Origin of the sequence: Methylibium rhizosphaerae (assembly GCF_006386545.1) — a bacterium.
Taxonomy (GTDB): domain Bacteria; phylum Pseudomonadota; class Gammaproteobacteria; order Burkholderiales; family Burkholderiaceae_C; genus Pseudorivibacter; species Pseudorivibacter rhizosphaerae.
In genome coordinates this window covers 95,908-109,127 of the sequence record NZ_SWAR01000017.1, presented here as the reverse complement: position 1 = coordinate 109,127, position 13,220 = coordinate 95,908, and the positions used below count along the sequence as shown (strand labels likewise).

At 70.4% G+C, this 13,220-nt stretch carries 16 protein-coding genes; 2 read left to right on the top strand and 14 right to left on the bottom strand.

Going from position 1 to position 13,220, the window contains the following annotated elements; translation table 11 throughout:
- The first annotated feature begins 392 nt into the window (after positions 1-392).
- Positions 393-2,315: an ATP-dependent metallopeptidase FtsH/Yme1/Tma family protein gene (locus tag E8D38_RS14080; RefSeq protein ID WP_140631544.1), complete on the top strand. Its 1,923-nt coding sequence runs from the start codon at positions 393-395 to the stop codon at positions 2,313-2,315.
- On the opposite strand, the gene E8D38_RS14075 is transcribed toward E8D38_RS14080, so the two are convergent.
- The 3 genes from E8D38_RS14075 to E8D38_RS14065 are packed head-to-tail and all read right to left on the bottom strand — an operon-like array spanning position 2,312 to position 4,704.
- Positions 2,312-2,677, bottom strand: a complete 366-nt coding sequence (locus tag E8D38_RS14075; RefSeq protein ID WP_140631541.1) for a hypothetical protein — start codon at positions 2,675-2,677, stop codon at positions 2,312-2,314. The genes E8D38_RS14080 and E8D38_RS14075 overlap by 4 nt on opposite strands.
- Positions 2,678-2,697: 20 nt before the next feature.
- Positions 2,698-3,387, bottom strand: a complete 690-nt coding sequence (locus E8D38_RS14070) for a DUF502 domain-containing protein (protein ID WP_246099484.1) — start codon at positions 3,385-3,387, stop codon at positions 2,698-2,700.
- A 51-nt stretch (positions 3,388-3,438) separates the two neighbouring features.
- A complete protein-coding gene (locus E8D38_RS14065) occupies positions 3,439-4,704 on the bottom strand; it encodes an MFS transporter (RefSeq protein WP_219851747.1) in 1,266 nt (421 codons plus the stop codon).
- A 130-nt stretch (positions 4,705-4,834) separates the two neighbouring features.
- Here E8D38_RS14065 and E8D38_RS14060 point away from each other — a divergent pair, with 130 nt between their 5' ends.
- Positions 4,835-5,146, top strand: a complete 312-nt coding sequence (locus E8D38_RS14060; protein WP_140631535.1) for a hypothetical protein — start codon at positions 4,835-4,837, stop codon at positions 5,144-5,146.
- Here the strand turns inward: E8D38_RS14060 and E8D38_RS14055 are convergent.
- From E8D38_RS14055 to E8D38_RS14005, 11 genes are all read right to left on the bottom strand, one after another.
- The gene (locus tag E8D38_RS14055; RefSeq protein WP_181179142.1) at positions 5,143-7,014 is read right to left on the bottom strand and encodes a GGDEF domain-containing protein; all 1,872 of its coding nucleotides are present in this window, start codon (positions 7,012-7,014) and stop codon (positions 5,143-5,145) included. The genes E8D38_RS14060 and E8D38_RS14055 overlap by 4 nt on opposite strands.
- Before the next feature lie 66 nt (positions 7,015-7,080).
- Complete coding sequence (locus E8D38_RS14050; RefSeq protein ID WP_246099483.1) at positions 7,081-7,587, bottom strand: YybH family protein; 507 nt, start codon at positions 7,585-7,587, stop codon at positions 7,081-7,083.
- Between the two features lie 107 nt (positions 7,588-7,694).
- Entirely contained in the window at positions 7,695-7,922 is a 228-nt protein-coding gene (locus E8D38_RS14045) for a glycine zipper 2TM domain-containing protein (RefSeq protein WP_140631528.1), read from the bottom strand.
- Between the two features lie 129 nt (positions 7,923-8,051).
- Positions 8,052-8,810, bottom strand: coding sequence for an SDR family NAD(P)-dependent oxidoreductase (locus E8D38_RS14040; protein ID WP_140631525.1), 759 nt, complete (start codon positions 8,808-8,810; stop codon positions 8,052-8,054).
- Complete coding sequence (locus tag E8D38_RS14035; protein ID WP_140631522.1) at positions 8,807-9,436, bottom strand: flavin reductase family protein; 630 nt, start codon at positions 9,434-9,436, stop codon at positions 8,807-8,809. The genes E8D38_RS14040 and E8D38_RS14035 overlap by 4 nt, the downstream gene beginning before the upstream one ends.
- Before the next feature lie 58 nt (positions 9,437-9,494).
- Positions 9,495-10,127, bottom strand: coding sequence for a pseudouridine synthase (locus tag E8D38_RS14030; RefSeq protein WP_140631519.1), 633 nt, complete (start codon positions 10,125-10,127; stop codon positions 9,495-9,497).
- Positions 10,128-10,171: 44 nt separating this feature from the next.
- Entirely contained in the window at positions 10,172-10,915 is a 744-nt protein-coding gene (locus E8D38_RS14025; protein WP_219851745.1) for a class I SAM-dependent methyltransferase, read from the bottom strand.
- Positions 10,916-11,138: 223 nt separating this feature from the next.
- On the bottom strand, positions 11,139-11,795 hold the full coding sequence (locus tag E8D38_RS14020) for a dioxygenase family protein (RefSeq protein ID WP_181179140.1): 657 nt from the start codon (positions 11,793-11,795) through the stop codon (positions 11,139-11,141).
- Between the two features lie 81 nt (positions 11,796-11,876).
- Complete coding sequence (locus E8D38_RS14015) at positions 11,877-12,353, bottom strand: protein-tyrosine phosphatase family protein (protein WP_140631516.1); 477 nt, start codon at positions 12,351-12,353, stop codon at positions 11,877-11,879.
- Positions 12,354-12,413: 60 nt separating this feature from the next.
- On the bottom strand, positions 12,414-12,605 hold the full coding sequence (locus E8D38_RS14010; protein ID WP_140631511.1) for a hypothetical protein: 192 nt from the start codon (positions 12,603-12,605) through the stop codon (positions 12,414-12,416).
- A 111-nt stretch (positions 12,606-12,716) separates the two neighbouring features.
- Positions 12,717-13,184: a cupin domain-containing protein gene (locus tag E8D38_RS14005; protein WP_140631508.1), complete on the bottom strand. Its 468-nt coding sequence runs from the start codon at positions 13,182-13,184 to the stop codon at positions 12,717-12,719.
- Positions 13,185-13,220: the final 36 nt, after the last annotated feature.

Sequence of the window (13,220 nt, the reverse complement as noted above, 5' to 3'; positions counted from 1 at the left end):
GATCCACCCCACCACCCATCCCCTGCGCCCCTTCCGGCCAGCGGGAAGGCAAACCCCAACGACATCCTCCAACAAACCCCCATGAACGACGCGCTTGACAAAGCGGGTCTCATAGAAGGGGAGCGGGCCTTGCTTGGGGCGGCCCGGCGCGGCGGCCCGTGGGATGTCTGCCCCTCGGCCGGCGAGTACGCCGGCCACTCCCCCGAGGGGAGCGGGCCTTGCTTGGGGCGGCCCGGCGCGGCGGCCCGGGGCCCGCGAGGAGTGACGCGCCGCGTCACCTCTGTAACGCTGGTGCGAGAGCAGGTGTAAACAGCGTGGCGTTTGCACCTTTCTTGGAGCCCTTACACGGGGCGCACTTGTAGTCTCATCAGCGGTCTCTACATTGGACCGCGATGAAGTACCTCTCCACCTGGCCCCGCTGGGCCCTCTACCTGGCCGGTTCGCTGGCTTCCCTCCTGGTTCTGGCTGCCGCGGTGGCATTCGAATACCGCGGCACGCTCCCTGCGCATGAAGGCAAGACGGCGCTGGCGCGGCAGTTCGAAGCCGAGCCGCGCGCCTGGCTCGACCAGCCGCGCGACGTGTCCGAGTTCGAGCGCACGCTGCGTGAGGGGCAGGCCTCTGCCATCGGCGTGGACGGCCAGCACGTGCTGGTCACCACCCGTGACGGCCAGCGCTTCAGCACCGAGCTGCTGTCGAGCACCCGCGAGGGCATGCACGGCCGGCTCGAGGCCTTGAGCCGCGAGCAGGGCTTCGCGCTCACGCAGGTCAAGGTGGACGCGCGCACCGCGCGGCAGAAGCTCATGGCGAGCATCGGCACGGTGATGGAACGGCTGATGGCGCTGCTCACCCTTGCGGCCACGGTGCTGATCGGGGTGTACCTCGTGCGCCAGACCGGCGGCATGGGCGGCGGGGCCAAGGCCAAGCTGGCCGAAAAGCCCGACACCGGCTTCGACGACGTGATCGGCTCCACCGAAGCCAAGGCCGCGCTGCAGCAGGTCACGGCCTTCATGCGCAACCCGGACAAGTACCTCGCGCTCGGTGCCAAGCCGCCGCGCGGCGTGCTGCTCGAAGGCCCGCCCGGCACCGGCAAGACGCTGCTGGCGCGCGCGCTGGCCGGCGAATGCGGCGCCAACTTCATCGCGGTGGACGGCTCGCATTTCTCGAGCATGTTCTACGGCGCCGGCATCGCGAAGGTTCGCGAGCTGTTCGCCACCGCCCGCAAGCACGCGCCGTGCATCGTGTTCATCGACGAGTTCGACGGCATCGGCAAGCGTGCGAGCGGCGCCAAGGTGCAGGGCGGCCAGTCCGAAGAGAACCGCATCATCAACAAGCTGCTGGTCGAGATGGACGGCTTCTCCGCGTCGGAGAACGTGGTCGTCATCGGCGCGACCAACCACGTGGGCAACGTGGACGACGCGCTCAAGCGCCCCGGCCGCTTCGACCTCGTGGCCCGCGTGCACCTGCCGACGCTCCCCGACCGGCGCGAGCTGTTCGCGCTGTGCCTGGCCCGGGTGAAGGCTGCGCCCGCCATCGACGCCGACGCGCTGGCCCGCGCCAGCAGCGGCCTGTCGCACGCTGACATCACCAACATCGTGAACCGCGCCGCGGTGCTGGCCGCCGAGGCCGGCGGGGCCCATGTGGAGCAGTCGCACATCGAGCGTGCGCTCGAAAGCCACCAGCTCGGCGGCGAGGTGTCCAACATGAAGGCGCTCATCACGCCGGCGCACCGGGAGCGCATCGCGGTGCACGAAAGCGGCCATGCGCTGGTGGCCCACGTGCTGAAGGCCGGGGTGGTCGAGCGCATCAGCATCGAGCCGCGCGGCCAGGCCCTGGGCGTGACCTTCGTGACGCGCCACAACGAGGTGCCGCTGTACGGCGAAGCCGAGCTGCAGGGCCGCCTGGGCATGCTGCTGGCGGGCCGCGAAGCCGAGCTCATGGTGTTCGGCAACACCACCTCCGGTGCTCAGGACGACCTCAAGCGCGCGTCCGAGCTGGCCATCGAGATGGTGAGCTCGATGGGCTTCTCGAGCGAATTCGGCCTGCTGAGCCTGAAGGGCGTGCCCGAGGCACTGGTCGGTCCGCACATCCAGGAGCGGGTGCTGGCCGAGGCCCGCGCGATGCTCGACCGTGCGCAGGCCCTGTGCCGCGAAACGCTGACCTGCCACCGCGCCGTGCTGGACGCGCTGACCGCCGACCTGCTGCGCGACGAGAACGTGTCGGGAGCGCTGCTGCGCGACCGGCTGCCGCTGCACGCCGAGGAAGAAGCCGCGAACGAGCCGTCGCTGCGGGTGGCGATGGCCGGGCTGGAGCGCTAACCGCCGAACTTGTCGACGGTCTTCAGCGCCCACTCGTTGCCGACCTCGTCCTGGATGTCGTGCACGAGTTCATCGATGACGGGCTCGGGCACGACGCCGTCGAACTGCTCGTGCAGCACCCGGTCGGCGAGATAGGGGCCGCCGTCGGTGTAGAGGTAGTCGCCGGCGTCGTCATGCGGCGTGGCGAACTTGGGGTCGTCGTAGCGGGTGGCGAACCAGCGCCACATCGCCGTCTGCTGCTGCTCGGGCGGCGCCTCGCGCAGCCACTCGGCATTGGGTTCGAAACGCACCGCGTTCACGTCGCCGGCCATCGGCGGCAGCACCACGGTGCGGCCTTGCGCAATTCGATCGGGTACAGGCATGACGTACTCCTTCAGTTCGTTCACGAGGGCGCCGTCGCTCCCTTCACGTCTGCGGCCACGCCGTGGGGCGCGGCCGGCAGATGCTGGGGCGACGTGACCCCCATCGACACATAGATGCTGGTGACCGCCTCCATCCCCAGGCTGGCAGGTGTGACCCAGTGTTGCGGCACGTAAACGAGCCCGCCGCCGACCGGTACCGGCGTGGTGGGCAACACCACCGCGAGGAAGGGCTTGCCTTCCACGAGCACCGGCTCGGGTGACGACAGCAGCGCCAGCACCGCCGCACCGCCCGGCCCGCCGAAGTGGCACCACACCGCGCTCATCGACTTGAGGCCGTCCTTGTCGCGCTGCGACACCATGCCGACGAACTTCTCGATCACGTCGTACACGTGGCGCACCAGCGGGATGCGGCTTACCACCGCGTTCACCGCGGTGGCCAGCCCGCGCTCCAGGCCCGACTCGACCAGGATGCCCAGCCCGAAGATCGCCGAGGCCAGCAGCCCCAGGCCGATGAGGTAGCCCAGCGCCTGGGTGCCGCCGAGCCCGAAGCCGATGGCCACGAGGCCCTTGCCGATCAGGCTGTCGGGGCCGAACCACTGGAACAGCAGCTGCCCGGTCCACACCAGGATCAGCACCGTGGCCATCAGCGGCAGCGCGGCCAGCAGGCCGGTCAGGAAGATGCGCGCGATGCGGCGCAGGTTTCGATTCACCACCTTCTCCTCAGCAAATGCCGCGCCCGCGTCGCGGGCGCCGGCAGGATTTCAGCGCACCTCGCTCAGGCGATCGCGGCGGGCGAGATCCGGGAACAGCTTCATCCAGGCCAACGCCACCAGCAGCGTGCCGAAGCCGCCCAGCAGCACCGAGCCCACCGGTCCCAGCAGCGCTGCCGTGGCGCCCGATTCGAATTCACCCAGCTGGTTGCTCGCGCCGATGAAGATCGAGTTGACCGCGCTGACGCGGCCACGCATCTCGTTGGGCGTGTCGAGCTGGACCAGCGACTGGCGGATCACCACGCTCACCATGTCGGCCGCGCCGGACACGAACAGCGCGGCGAACGACAGCCAGAACAGCGTCGACAGGGCGAAGCCGAGCGTGGCCACGCCATACACCGCCACCGCGGCGAACAGCAGCTTGCCGACGCGGCGCTGCAGCGGCCAGCGCGTCATCGCCAGCGACATGAGCAAGGCACCGGCCGCCGGCGCGCCGCGCAGCAACCCGAGGCCCCAGGGTCCGACATGCAGGATGTCCTTCGCGAACATCGGCAGCAGCGCGGTGGCGCCGCCCAGCAGCACGGCGAACAGGTCGAGCGAAATCGCGCCCAGCACCACCGGCCGCTGCCGGATGAAGCGCACGCCGGCCAGCAGCGTGTCGAGGCTCACCGGGGCCTTGGGCAGCAGCGCATGGTGATGGCGCACGCCCAGCATCAGCAGGCAGGCGGCGCCGAAGAGCAGGGCACACATCGCATACACGACGTCGGCTCCGGCCACGTAGACGAAGCCGCCCAGCGCCGGCCCGCCGATGATGGCCGCCTGCATGCCGGCCGAGCTGAATGCCAGCGCGCGCGGCAGCACCTCGGGAGGCACCAGCAGCGGGGCCAGCGCCTGCTGCGTCGGCATCTGGAAGGCCTTGGTGGTGCCGAGCACCACCGACAGCAGCAGCAACAGCTCGCGGCTGGTCCACTGCTGGTGTGCGGCGGTGGCCAGCACGAGGCCGATGACCGCCTGCGCGGTGTAGCAAAGCGCCAGCACGCGGGCCCGGTCATAGCGGTCGGCCACGTGCCCCGCCACCAGCGTGAGCGCCAGCGCCGGCGTGAACTGCAGCAGGCCCACGAGCCCGAGGTCCCAGGCGCTGCCGGTGAGGTCGTACATCTGCCAGCCCACCGCCACCATCAGCATCTGGTTGCCCATGGTCGAGGCGAGGCGACCAAACCAGAAGCGCATGAATGCGCGGAAGGTGAACAACGAAGGCTGGGAAGCGCTGGCGGGAGAGGGGCTCGCGGGCGGAGGAGGCGGGAGAGTCGGCGGCATGGACAGGCGTGCGGGGCCCGCTAGCTTAAGCGATGCCCCCGGCCGGGCTCTCGCCTTATGCGTGCTTAACAAACCCGCACTAGGATGCAGCCTCGTCTCACTGCCTCTCGCGCTTTCGCGTCTTTCGGCCATGAACTTCCTGTCCCGGGTCCTTTCCTTCCTGCTGCGTGTCGTCGTGCTGCTGGCGGGGCTGGTGTTCGCCGCCAGCATGCTGGTGGCCGGTGTGGTGGTGGCGCTGGTGTTCGTGCTGCGCAGCCTGCTGGCCGGCAAGCGGCCGGCGTCGGTGCGGTGGCGCATGGCTTCCGGCTCGCGCGGCAGGTCGGCGCCCTGGTTCCAGACTGCCGGCGCACGCCATTCAGGCGCAGACATGGGCGACGTGGTGGATGTGCAGGCTCGCGAGGTGCCCTCCGCCGCGCAGCGCCGCCTGCCGCCCGAAGCCTAGGCCGTGCGCGCGACCACCCGGTTGCGGCCGGCGTGCTTGGCCTCGTAGAGCCCTTCGTCGGCGCGCTTGAGCATGGTGCTGAGCGTGTCCGCACCAGGCGTGGACACGGTGACGCCCAGGCTCATGGTCAGGGCGCGGTCGCTGAACCAGCGCGAGGTATCGATGGCGGCGATGCCCTCGCGCAGCCGCTCGGCCACCTGCGTGGCGGCTTCCAGCCCCGTGTCGGGCAGCACCACCAGGAACTCCTCGCCGCCCAGGCGGCCCAGGCACACCGGCTCCCGCACCGCTGTCGAAAGCGAGGCCGCCACTTCCCGCAGGATCGCATCGCCCACCGGGTGGCCGTAGCGGTCGTTGATCGGCTTGAAGTGGTCGATGTCGCCGATGAGCACGGCGCAGGGTTTCGCGCCCGGCGCCGACAGCAGCTGCGACAGCCGCGCCAGCACGTTGCGCCGGTTGGCGAGGCCGGTGAGTTCGTCGGTGAGGGCGAGCGCGCGCATGCGCAGGCTGGTGCGCCGCTGCTGCGCCGCCCAGGCGGCCAGCAGCAGAGCCAGCACGCTGCCCAGCGAAATGGCCACCACCTGCAGCTGGTTGGCACGGCGCTGCTGCTCCAGGGCCTGCTCGTTGGCCAGGTTCTCGCGCAGCAGCGCGATGTTCTGGCGCTCCTTGGCGGCCGTGTCGAACTCCACCTTCAGCGTGGCGAAGCGCTGGTCGAGCTGCTGGTGCAGCAGCTTGTCGGAGGCCACCTTGAAGTCCACCTGGTGCGCATAGGCGGTCTTCCAGTCGCCGGTTTCGGCATGCGCCTGCGCCAGCTCATCGTGCGTGGACGCCAGTTCGGCCAGCGAGTCGGCGCGGGAGAACACCTCGCGCGCCTCCTCGAGGGCCTGGATGCTTTCGGCGTAGCGGCGCAGCCCCTGCAGCGCCTTGCCGCGTTCGAGCAGGATCTGGGCCTTGAGCCTGGCCTCGGGCGTTTCGCCGCCGATCAGGGCCTCGGCCTGCTGGAGCAGGTCCAGGGCGCCGGCGGCGTCGCCCCCGGCATTGCGCACGCTGGCCAGCCCGCGCAAGGCATGCGCCTGTCCGCGGGGGTACGCGATCTCGCGGCTGGCCGCCAGGGCCTTTTCGAAGGCCTGCCGCGCGGCGGGCCAGTCGCCCAGCTTCTCGTGCGCACGGCCGAGGTTGTGCACCGTGACCGCCACCTCGCGCAGGGCGCCTGATGCCTCCTGGGCTTTCAGCGTCTGCTCGTAGTAGCTGCGCGCCTGGGCGTAGTCGCCCATGCGGTTGTAGAGGATGGCGATGCCGTTGAGCGTGGTGAGCGCCTGCTGAGCCAGCCCGAGCCTTTCGTATTCGGCGCGCGCCCGCTGCAGGTCGGCCAGGCCGGTCGCGTAGCTGCCGAGCACGCCGCGCAGATAGCCGCGCTGGAACAGCGAGTTCGCCAGCATCTCGAGGTCGCGAGCGCCTTCGGACACGCTCACGGCCTGCTCGTAGTACGCCATGGCCTGGGTGTTGTCGCCGGCGCTTTCGAGCATCTCGCCGCGGCAGCCCAGTGCGCCGGCGCGCAGCCCCGGGCGCGAGGCGCGCGGCAGGGCCGCGTCGATCGCCTCGATCTGACGCAGGGCCAGGGCGGTGTCTCGCTCGGAGGCGTGGTCGCACAGCAGCAGGCGCGCCCGGATCTCGAGGTCGGCATCGGGCTGGCGGGCCAGTGTGGCGAGTGCCCTTTCAGCCAGCTGGCGTCCCTCGTCAGGGTGGCTGCGCAGCGCCCGTGTCGCCTCTTCGACCAGGGCTTCGGCCGGGTGCGGCGCTGCATGGGCACGCGGCAAGGCCCCGCCGCACAGCAGCAGGACCAGGGCAAGTGGGAGATACGGCAGGCTCACGGTACGGCAGCGGCACTGGAATGAGCGGCGCATTGTTGCAGAGTGCTACCGCCGGCCCGGCACCGGTTACTCCGCGCAGTTGCAACCCTTGTCGAACACGATGCGCCAGACCCCCGGGCCCTCCAGTCGCCAGATCGAGGTGAAGCTCGCGACCTTCTTGCCTTGCGGGTCGAAGACAGGCCCGGAGCTGATGGCCAGCGTGCCCGAGTCCAGCACCTGGACTTCCTCCGGTGCCCATGAGAAGGGGGCCTTGGCCGGCGCGTAGAAACGCTTCCAGGCGGCCGCCACGGCGGCCTTGCCGCGCAATGGCTTCGGCCCGGTGAAGAACACCGTTTCCTCGGAGAGGAAGCTCGAGAAGGCCGCATGGTCGCGGTCTGCCATGGTCCTGGCGAACGCACGTTCGGTGTCGGCCACCTGTTGTTCGAGCTGCAACCGCTCCGGTTCGCTCAGCACCACCGGCTGGCCCGGCCGATGCGAGCCCGGATGGCCGCAGGCCGCCAGCAACATGCCGGCAACGAGGAGGGCGGCACGGCGCAGCAGCGCCGCGCCAGGCGCGGTGGCAGTGAACAACATGGCTTCCTCGCTCCACGGAGAAGCCAGGGATGTTACGCGTCTGCCGCAAAAGCGAACGGCGCAACGAGCAAGCGTTGCGCCGTCGCAAAGTCCGGCGGAAAGGGGGCTCAGCGTTCCCGCTTCTTGCCCACCTGGTTGCCGACCACGCCGCCCACGGCGGCACCGCCCACCGTGCCGGCCACGCTGCCGTCGGTGAGCACCGAGCCGGCCACGCCGCCGATGGCGGCGCCGGCGGCGGTGGCCTTGTCACGTTCGCTCATGCTGGCGCAGCCGGCCAGCGCGGCCGACAACGCCATGGCAGGCAGCACGCCTGCAAGTTTGCGCAGCTTGTTCATGAAGTCTCTCCGTCGAATGGTTCGAGCCAGAGACATTCGTGGCTCAACACAACGGTAGACGCCGGGCCTGCCGCGCTGTATCGGCCCAGGGTGGCGGGGCTTGTCGGCCCCGGCTGTCGGACGGGTCCGTCAGGCCTCGCGCACGTCGGCCACCGGGTTGCTGCCGAAGTCGGCGCGGGCCAGGTAGGCCAGCACCTTGGCCGCAGCCTGCGCCGGGCTGCTCAGCTGGCCCTGGGCCTGCAGCTGCACGAAACGTTCGCGTTCGGGGAAGCGGGTCGCATCGGCACTGCGCAGCAGGACCTGCATGTCGGTGTCGATGACGCCGGGTGCCAGCGACACGATGCGCGCGCCGTTGGGGCGCTGCGCCTCCTCGAGCGCCGCCGCTCGAGAGTAGTGGTCCATGCCGGCCTTGGCGGCGCAGTAGGCGGCGCTGCCGGCCATGGCGCGCCGGCCCAGGCCCGAAGAGATGTTGAGCACGCGCCGGGGCCCGGCCCAGGACGACGTGGCGCGCAGGAAGGCCGACGTGAGCAGCAGCGGCGCTTCGAGGCCGACGCGCAGCGCGTTCGACAGGTCGCCGGCGTTCGCCTCGGCCAGCGCGCCGGGCGGCGGCACCACGCCTGCGTTGTTGATGAGGCTCGCGCCGGAAAAGGCATTCGCCGGCTGCGCCTGCAGCCAGGCTTCGAGCCGCGCCGCCGCTTCGAGCGGCTGGGCCAGGTCCTGTTCCCATTGCTCGCAGGCCGCCTGGGCTGCCTGCGCGGCCTGCGCCAGCGCGTCGCTGGTGCGGCGCGACAAGCACAGCAGCATGTGCCGCGCCGAAATCAGCTGTGAAGCGATGGCCTGGCCCATGCCGCGCGACGCGCCGGTGACGATGTAGAGCTGCCGGTTCATGTGTTCTCCGGGCGAGGCCTGTCCACCGGTTCGAGGGCCGAGGTCTCGAATGCTTCGCCGATGGCGAAGAAATGGCCGCCGGCCACGTAGTGCAGGGTGTGCAGCGACGGGTCGGTGCCCGGGCCGTACTGCCAATGGCCGTTCGAGAACACGCGCGTGTCGGCCTGGGCAGCCACCACTTCACCGATGAAGAGGTCGTAGCGCCGCTGGTTGTGCGGCTCGGGGATCAGCCGGCATTCGAGCCAGGCCACGCAGCCCTCGAGCAGCGGCGCTTCAATGGTGCTCGGCGCAAACGTGGCCAGGCCGTAGTGCGCGAACTTGTCGGTGCCGGCGCCTTCTCGCAGCGAGATCAGCTCGCGCGCCGAATGCTGGCCCACCGCGAGCGTGGCAGCGGCGAGCGCGCGGCAGGGCACGTTGATCGCAAAGCTTGCCGAGGCCTCGACCAGCTCGCGGGTGTAGGTCGCCTTGTCGATCACCACCGCCACCTTGGGCGGGTTGAAATCCAGCGCCATGTTCCAGGCGGCGGCCATGACGTTGCGCCGTCCGCCATGGGCGGCGCTCACCAGTACGGTCGGACCGTGGTTGAGCAGGCGATAGGACTTGGGCAGTTCGACGGGAGCGCGCATGGGTTGACGGCAGGCGAAAGCAAGGCGGCAGTGTAGGCAGGGCGGCGGGTCCGTTTCGTCAGAAGGGTGCCGGGCTTTCGAAGGTCATCGGCTCGCCGGTCCGCGGATGCGGCAGTTGCAGCAGCGAGGCGTGCAGCAGCAGGCGCGGCGCCATGGCGTGCACCTCGGGGCTGGCGTAGAGCGCGTCGCCGAGGATGGCGTGGCCCAGCTCGGCCAGGTGAACGCGCAGCTGGTGCGAGCGGCCGGTCACCGGCTCGAGCTCCACGCGCGTGGTGCCGTGTGTGCGGTCGTGCTGCAGCACGCGGTAGAGCGTGAGCGAGGGCTTGCCGAGGCTGTGGTGCACCTTCTGGCGCGGCCGGTTCGGCCAGTCGCAGATCAGCGGCAGCTCGATCCGGCCCTCGGGGCTCTGCACCGAGCCGGCCACCACTGCGGTGTAGCGCTTGTGCACCAGTCGCCGTGCGAAGGCGATGCTCAGGCTGCGCTGTGCCTGCGCGCCGCGGGCCAGCACCAGCAGCCCGGAGGTGGCCATGTCGAGGCGGTGGACGATCAGTGCATCGGCGTGCAGCGCCTGCACACGGGCGGAAAGGCAGTCCTGCTTGTCGGCGCCGCGGCCGGGCACGGCCAGCAGCCCGGCGGGCTTGTCGGCAACGATCAGCGTGTCGTCGGCGAAGACGATCTCGGGTGCGGTCATCGGCGGATGATCGCACCCGGGCTGTCGGCCGAGGCGGGCCGAAACTACCGCCGGGTGCCCCAGGTGAGCAGCGTGTTGCCGAGCATCATGCGTTCCTTCAGGCGCTCGAGGGTCGCCTTGGGGATCACCAGGCCCAGCGCATCGTTGAGCTTGGGCGAGTTGACGATGCGCAGGAAGCCGCCGTCGCCCACCGGGCACAGCGAGGCCAGCCCGACGTCGCGGAAGTGCGGCGCCATCAGCGCGCGCAGCTCCTTCGCATTGACCCAGCGGCGCACCTGTGCCGGATGCGCCGCCGCGACCGAGCGCCAGCGTTCGTAGATGGGGCGGTTCTGCGTGGCCAGCACCAGGCGGCCGCCCGGCTTCAGCAGGCTGGCCAGGCGTGACATGAAGGACGGCTGGTCGTCGACATGCGACAGCACCTCGAGCGACACCACGACGTCGAAGCTGCCGGTGGGGAGGTCGAGGTCGAAGATGTTGCCGCAGATGAAGCGCACCTGCGGCAGACGCCGGCGCGCGCGGTCAAGCACGGTCTCGACCATGTCGGTGCCGGTGACGGTGCCGTGGCGCGACAGCCGCTCGCAAAGCCAGCCGGTGCCGCAGCCCACGTCGATGATGGAAAGGTCCTTGCGGCCCAGCTGGGCCACCAGGTCTTCGACCGCCTGTGCCTGACGCAGCGAGGCGGCATTGAGCGCGCGGTCCTCGCGCGCTGCCGCATTCCACTCGTCCCAGTAGCGGGCCTGGTCGGCCATCGTGGGGGCGACGGCAGGGATGCCTTCGTTGAGCTGCATGGGTTCCTCTCCTGGAGTGGCGGGTGCAAGCACCTGCGCACAGGCTTGCCGCATGTGCGGCGCTTGGGCTCTCATTGGGCCGCGGCGCGAGTCGCGGTGCGGCGGCAGGTACGGCGGGTCTTGCGCGTCGACTGCGCGCAAGGCCGCGCAGATTACCCGCACGGGGCGGTTGCGCCACTCCCTAGGTCGCGAGTGCTTACATTTGACGGCGGCGCGGCCTTCGTCAAGCCGCCACCACGATCGGGAACCGCGCCAGCAGGCCGTCGCTCACCGGCTCGAAAGGCACGGTGAGCGCTGCCCGGTCGGCCTCGTTGCGGATCGAGCGCCACAGCATGTCGCGCTCGTTGCGCGGCTCGCCCTGTACGTACACCTGGGTGGTGAGAAGTTCGCGCGAGCCCAGCTTCACCTTCAGGTGGATGTGCGGCGCACGCCCACCGTAGGTGACCGGACGGAGCGTGCGAAATCGATAGCGGCCCTGTGCATCGACCGACACGCGGCCGAAGCCCTGGAAGTCCGGGTCGGCCTGGTTGCCGTCGCCGGGATGGTGGTAGCGGCCGTTGTGGTCGCATTGCCAGATCTCGACCGCAGCACCACGCAGCGGCTGCCCCGCCGGGTCGGTCACCTGGCCTTCGAGCCAGGTCGGCTGGCCGTGCTGGTAGCGGCGCGCTCCGCTGCGCAACAGGTCTGCGTCATGGTCGTCAGGCAGCCGCACAGGGTAGTAGGGGCCTTCGGTCTGGGACGGCGTGAGGCGCCGCTCGGCCGGCTGCCCGGCGCGTGGCCCGAACCAGAGCGCGGGCAAGGCGACCAGGGCGGTTGCGGCGAGGCCGTGCTGCAGGGCGCCGCGGCGCGTGTTGCTCGCAGGAAGGGCCGGCAGAGGCATGGCGAGACTTTCGGTTGGCGGAGGTGAGTTGCAGGACCGCCTCGGTGCGCAAAGGTTCCGCGCGCGCGAGCCTGCGCCGCCTCAGAACCAGTTCACCAGCCCCGACTGCAGTGCGTTCTCAGGGTTCGAGCCCGCGTCGCGGATGCGCTGCAGGGCCTCGTCGGTTGGCAGGCCCAGGTGCTTGAGCACGCAGGCCCCGGCGGTGCCGGTGCGGCCCATGCCGGCCGCGCAGTGCAGCAGCACCGAGTCACCCGCGATGAGGGCTGCCCCCGCCCGCTCGATGCCGGCGCGGAAGCCGCCCTGGTTGAGCGGCAGCCCGTAGTTGCGCATCGGCAGGTTGTGCCAGGCGAACGGCAGCTGCCCCCGTGTGATGGCACGGTGATAGGCCGGCGCGCCGCTGGCCACTTCTTCCATCGGCGTGAGGCACAGCACCAGCGAGAGCCTGGCGGCCCGCGCCTCGGCCACGAACTCCGCCCAGCTCTCGAAGCGCCCGGGCATCGAGGCGAGCCAGAGGCGGCCGGGTGTTTCGGCAGGCAGGTCGACGGGGCGAAAGGTCATGGCGGCAGGCGGCGGAATGCGCCGGTCATTCTGCCTTCGCCGCCTGCGCCGAGGGCCGGTTCAACGACGGTAGTAGTAGCCGTCGCCACGGTAGTGGTGGTGATGGTAGGGACCGCCATAGCCCGGCTGCACGATCACCGCGCCGCGGGGCCGGTAGTAGGGGGCCGGCACTACCACGCAGGCGGTGAGCAACTGGGTGGTGATCAGCAGGCCGGCCACCGCCAGGCTGCGGCGGTTCACGAAACGTCGCATCGTCATCTCCTCGGGCCTTGATGGCCGTGGTTTGCCAACGGCCGGGCAAATGCCGTTGTTGACGCGGCTACGTTTCCGGGAGGTAAAGATCGGGCGGGCTTGCGCTATCGATCACGGCCGGTGGATCGGGTCCACCCACAACACCGTTTCCGGCTTCTCGACCGGCTCGATGTCGAGGTTCACCGCCACCGCCTGGCCGTCGCTGCGCACCAGCACGCACTCCAGCGCCTCATTCGGGCTGGCGTTGATCTCCTGGTGGGGCACGAAGGGCGGCACATAGATGAAGTCGCCCGGACCGGCCTCGGCGGTGAACTGGAGCTGTTCACCCCAGCGCATGCGCGCACGACCCTTCACCACGTAGATCACGCTTTCGAGCGGCCCATGGTGGTGTGCGCCGGTCTTGGCATTCGGATGGATGTGCACGGTGCCGGCCCACAGCTTCTGCGCACCGACCCGCGCAAAGGTGATGGCGGCCTTGCGGTCCATGCCGGGCGTCTGCGCGGTGTTGGGGTCGAGCTGGTCGCCCGGCACGACGCGCACGCCGTCGTGTTTCCAGCGGGTTTCGTCCTGGGTGCTCATCGTGCGCTGGTCATCGGCTCGCGGTGGCGGCCGGCT

Bases quoted from the DNA above. Each gene is read 5' to 3' on its own strand.
- E8D38_RS14040 (WP_140631525.1), bottom strand. From the start codon at position 8,810: ATGAACCGGCAGCTCTACATCGTCACCGGCGCGTCGCGCGGCATGGGC.
- E8D38_RS14005 (WP_140631508.1), bottom strand. From the start codon at position 13,184: ATGAGCACCCAGGACGAAACCCGCTGGAAACACGACGGCGTGCGCGTC.
- E8D38_RS14010 (WP_140631511.1), bottom strand. From the start codon at position 12,605: ATGCGACGTTTCGTGAACCGCCGCAGCCTGGCGGTGGCCGGCCTGCTG.
- E8D38_RS14035 (WP_140631522.1), bottom strand. From the start codon at position 9,436: ATGCGCGCTCCCGTCGAACTGCCCAAGTCCTATCGCCTGCTCAACCAC.
- E8D38_RS14025 (WP_219851745.1), bottom strand. From the start codon at position 10,915: ATGCAGCTCAACGAAGGCATCCCTGCCGTCGCCCCCACGATGGCCGAC.
- E8D38_RS14030 (WP_140631519.1), bottom strand. From the start codon at position 10,127: ATGACCGCACCCGAGATCGTCTTCGCCGACGACACGCTGATCGTTGCC.
- E8D38_RS14050 (WP_246099483.1), bottom strand. From the start codon at position 7,587: ATGTTGTTCACTGCCACCGCGCCTGGCGCGGCGCTGCTGCGCCGTGCC.
- E8D38_RS14020 (WP_181179140.1), bottom strand. From the start codon at position 11,795: ATGCCTCTGCCGGCCCTTCCTGCGAGCAACACGCGCCGCGGCGCCCTG.
- E8D38_RS14045 (WP_140631528.1), bottom strand. From the start codon at position 7,922: ATGAACAAGCTGCGCAAACTTGCAGGCGTGCTGCCTGCCATGGCGTTG.
- E8D38_RS14015 (WP_140631516.1), bottom strand. From the start codon at position 12,353: ATGACCTTTCGCCCCGTCGACCTGCCTGCCGAAACACCCGGCCGCCTC.
- E8D38_RS14080 (WP_140631544.1), top strand. From the start codon at position 393: ATGAAGTACCTCTCCACCTGGCCCCGCTGGGCCCTCTACCTGGCCGGT.
- E8D38_RS14060 (WP_140631535.1), top strand. From the start codon at position 4,835: ATGAACTTCCTGTCCCGGGTCCTTTCCTTCCTGCTGCGTGTCGTCGTG.
- E8D38_RS14075 (WP_140631541.1), bottom strand. From the start codon at position 2,677: ATGCCTGTACCCGATCGAATTGCGCAAGGCCGCACCGTGGTGCTGCCG.
- E8D38_RS14065 (WP_219851747.1), bottom strand. From the start codon at position 4,704: ATGCCGCCGACTCTCCCGCCTCCTCCGCCCGCGAGCCCCTCTCCCGCC.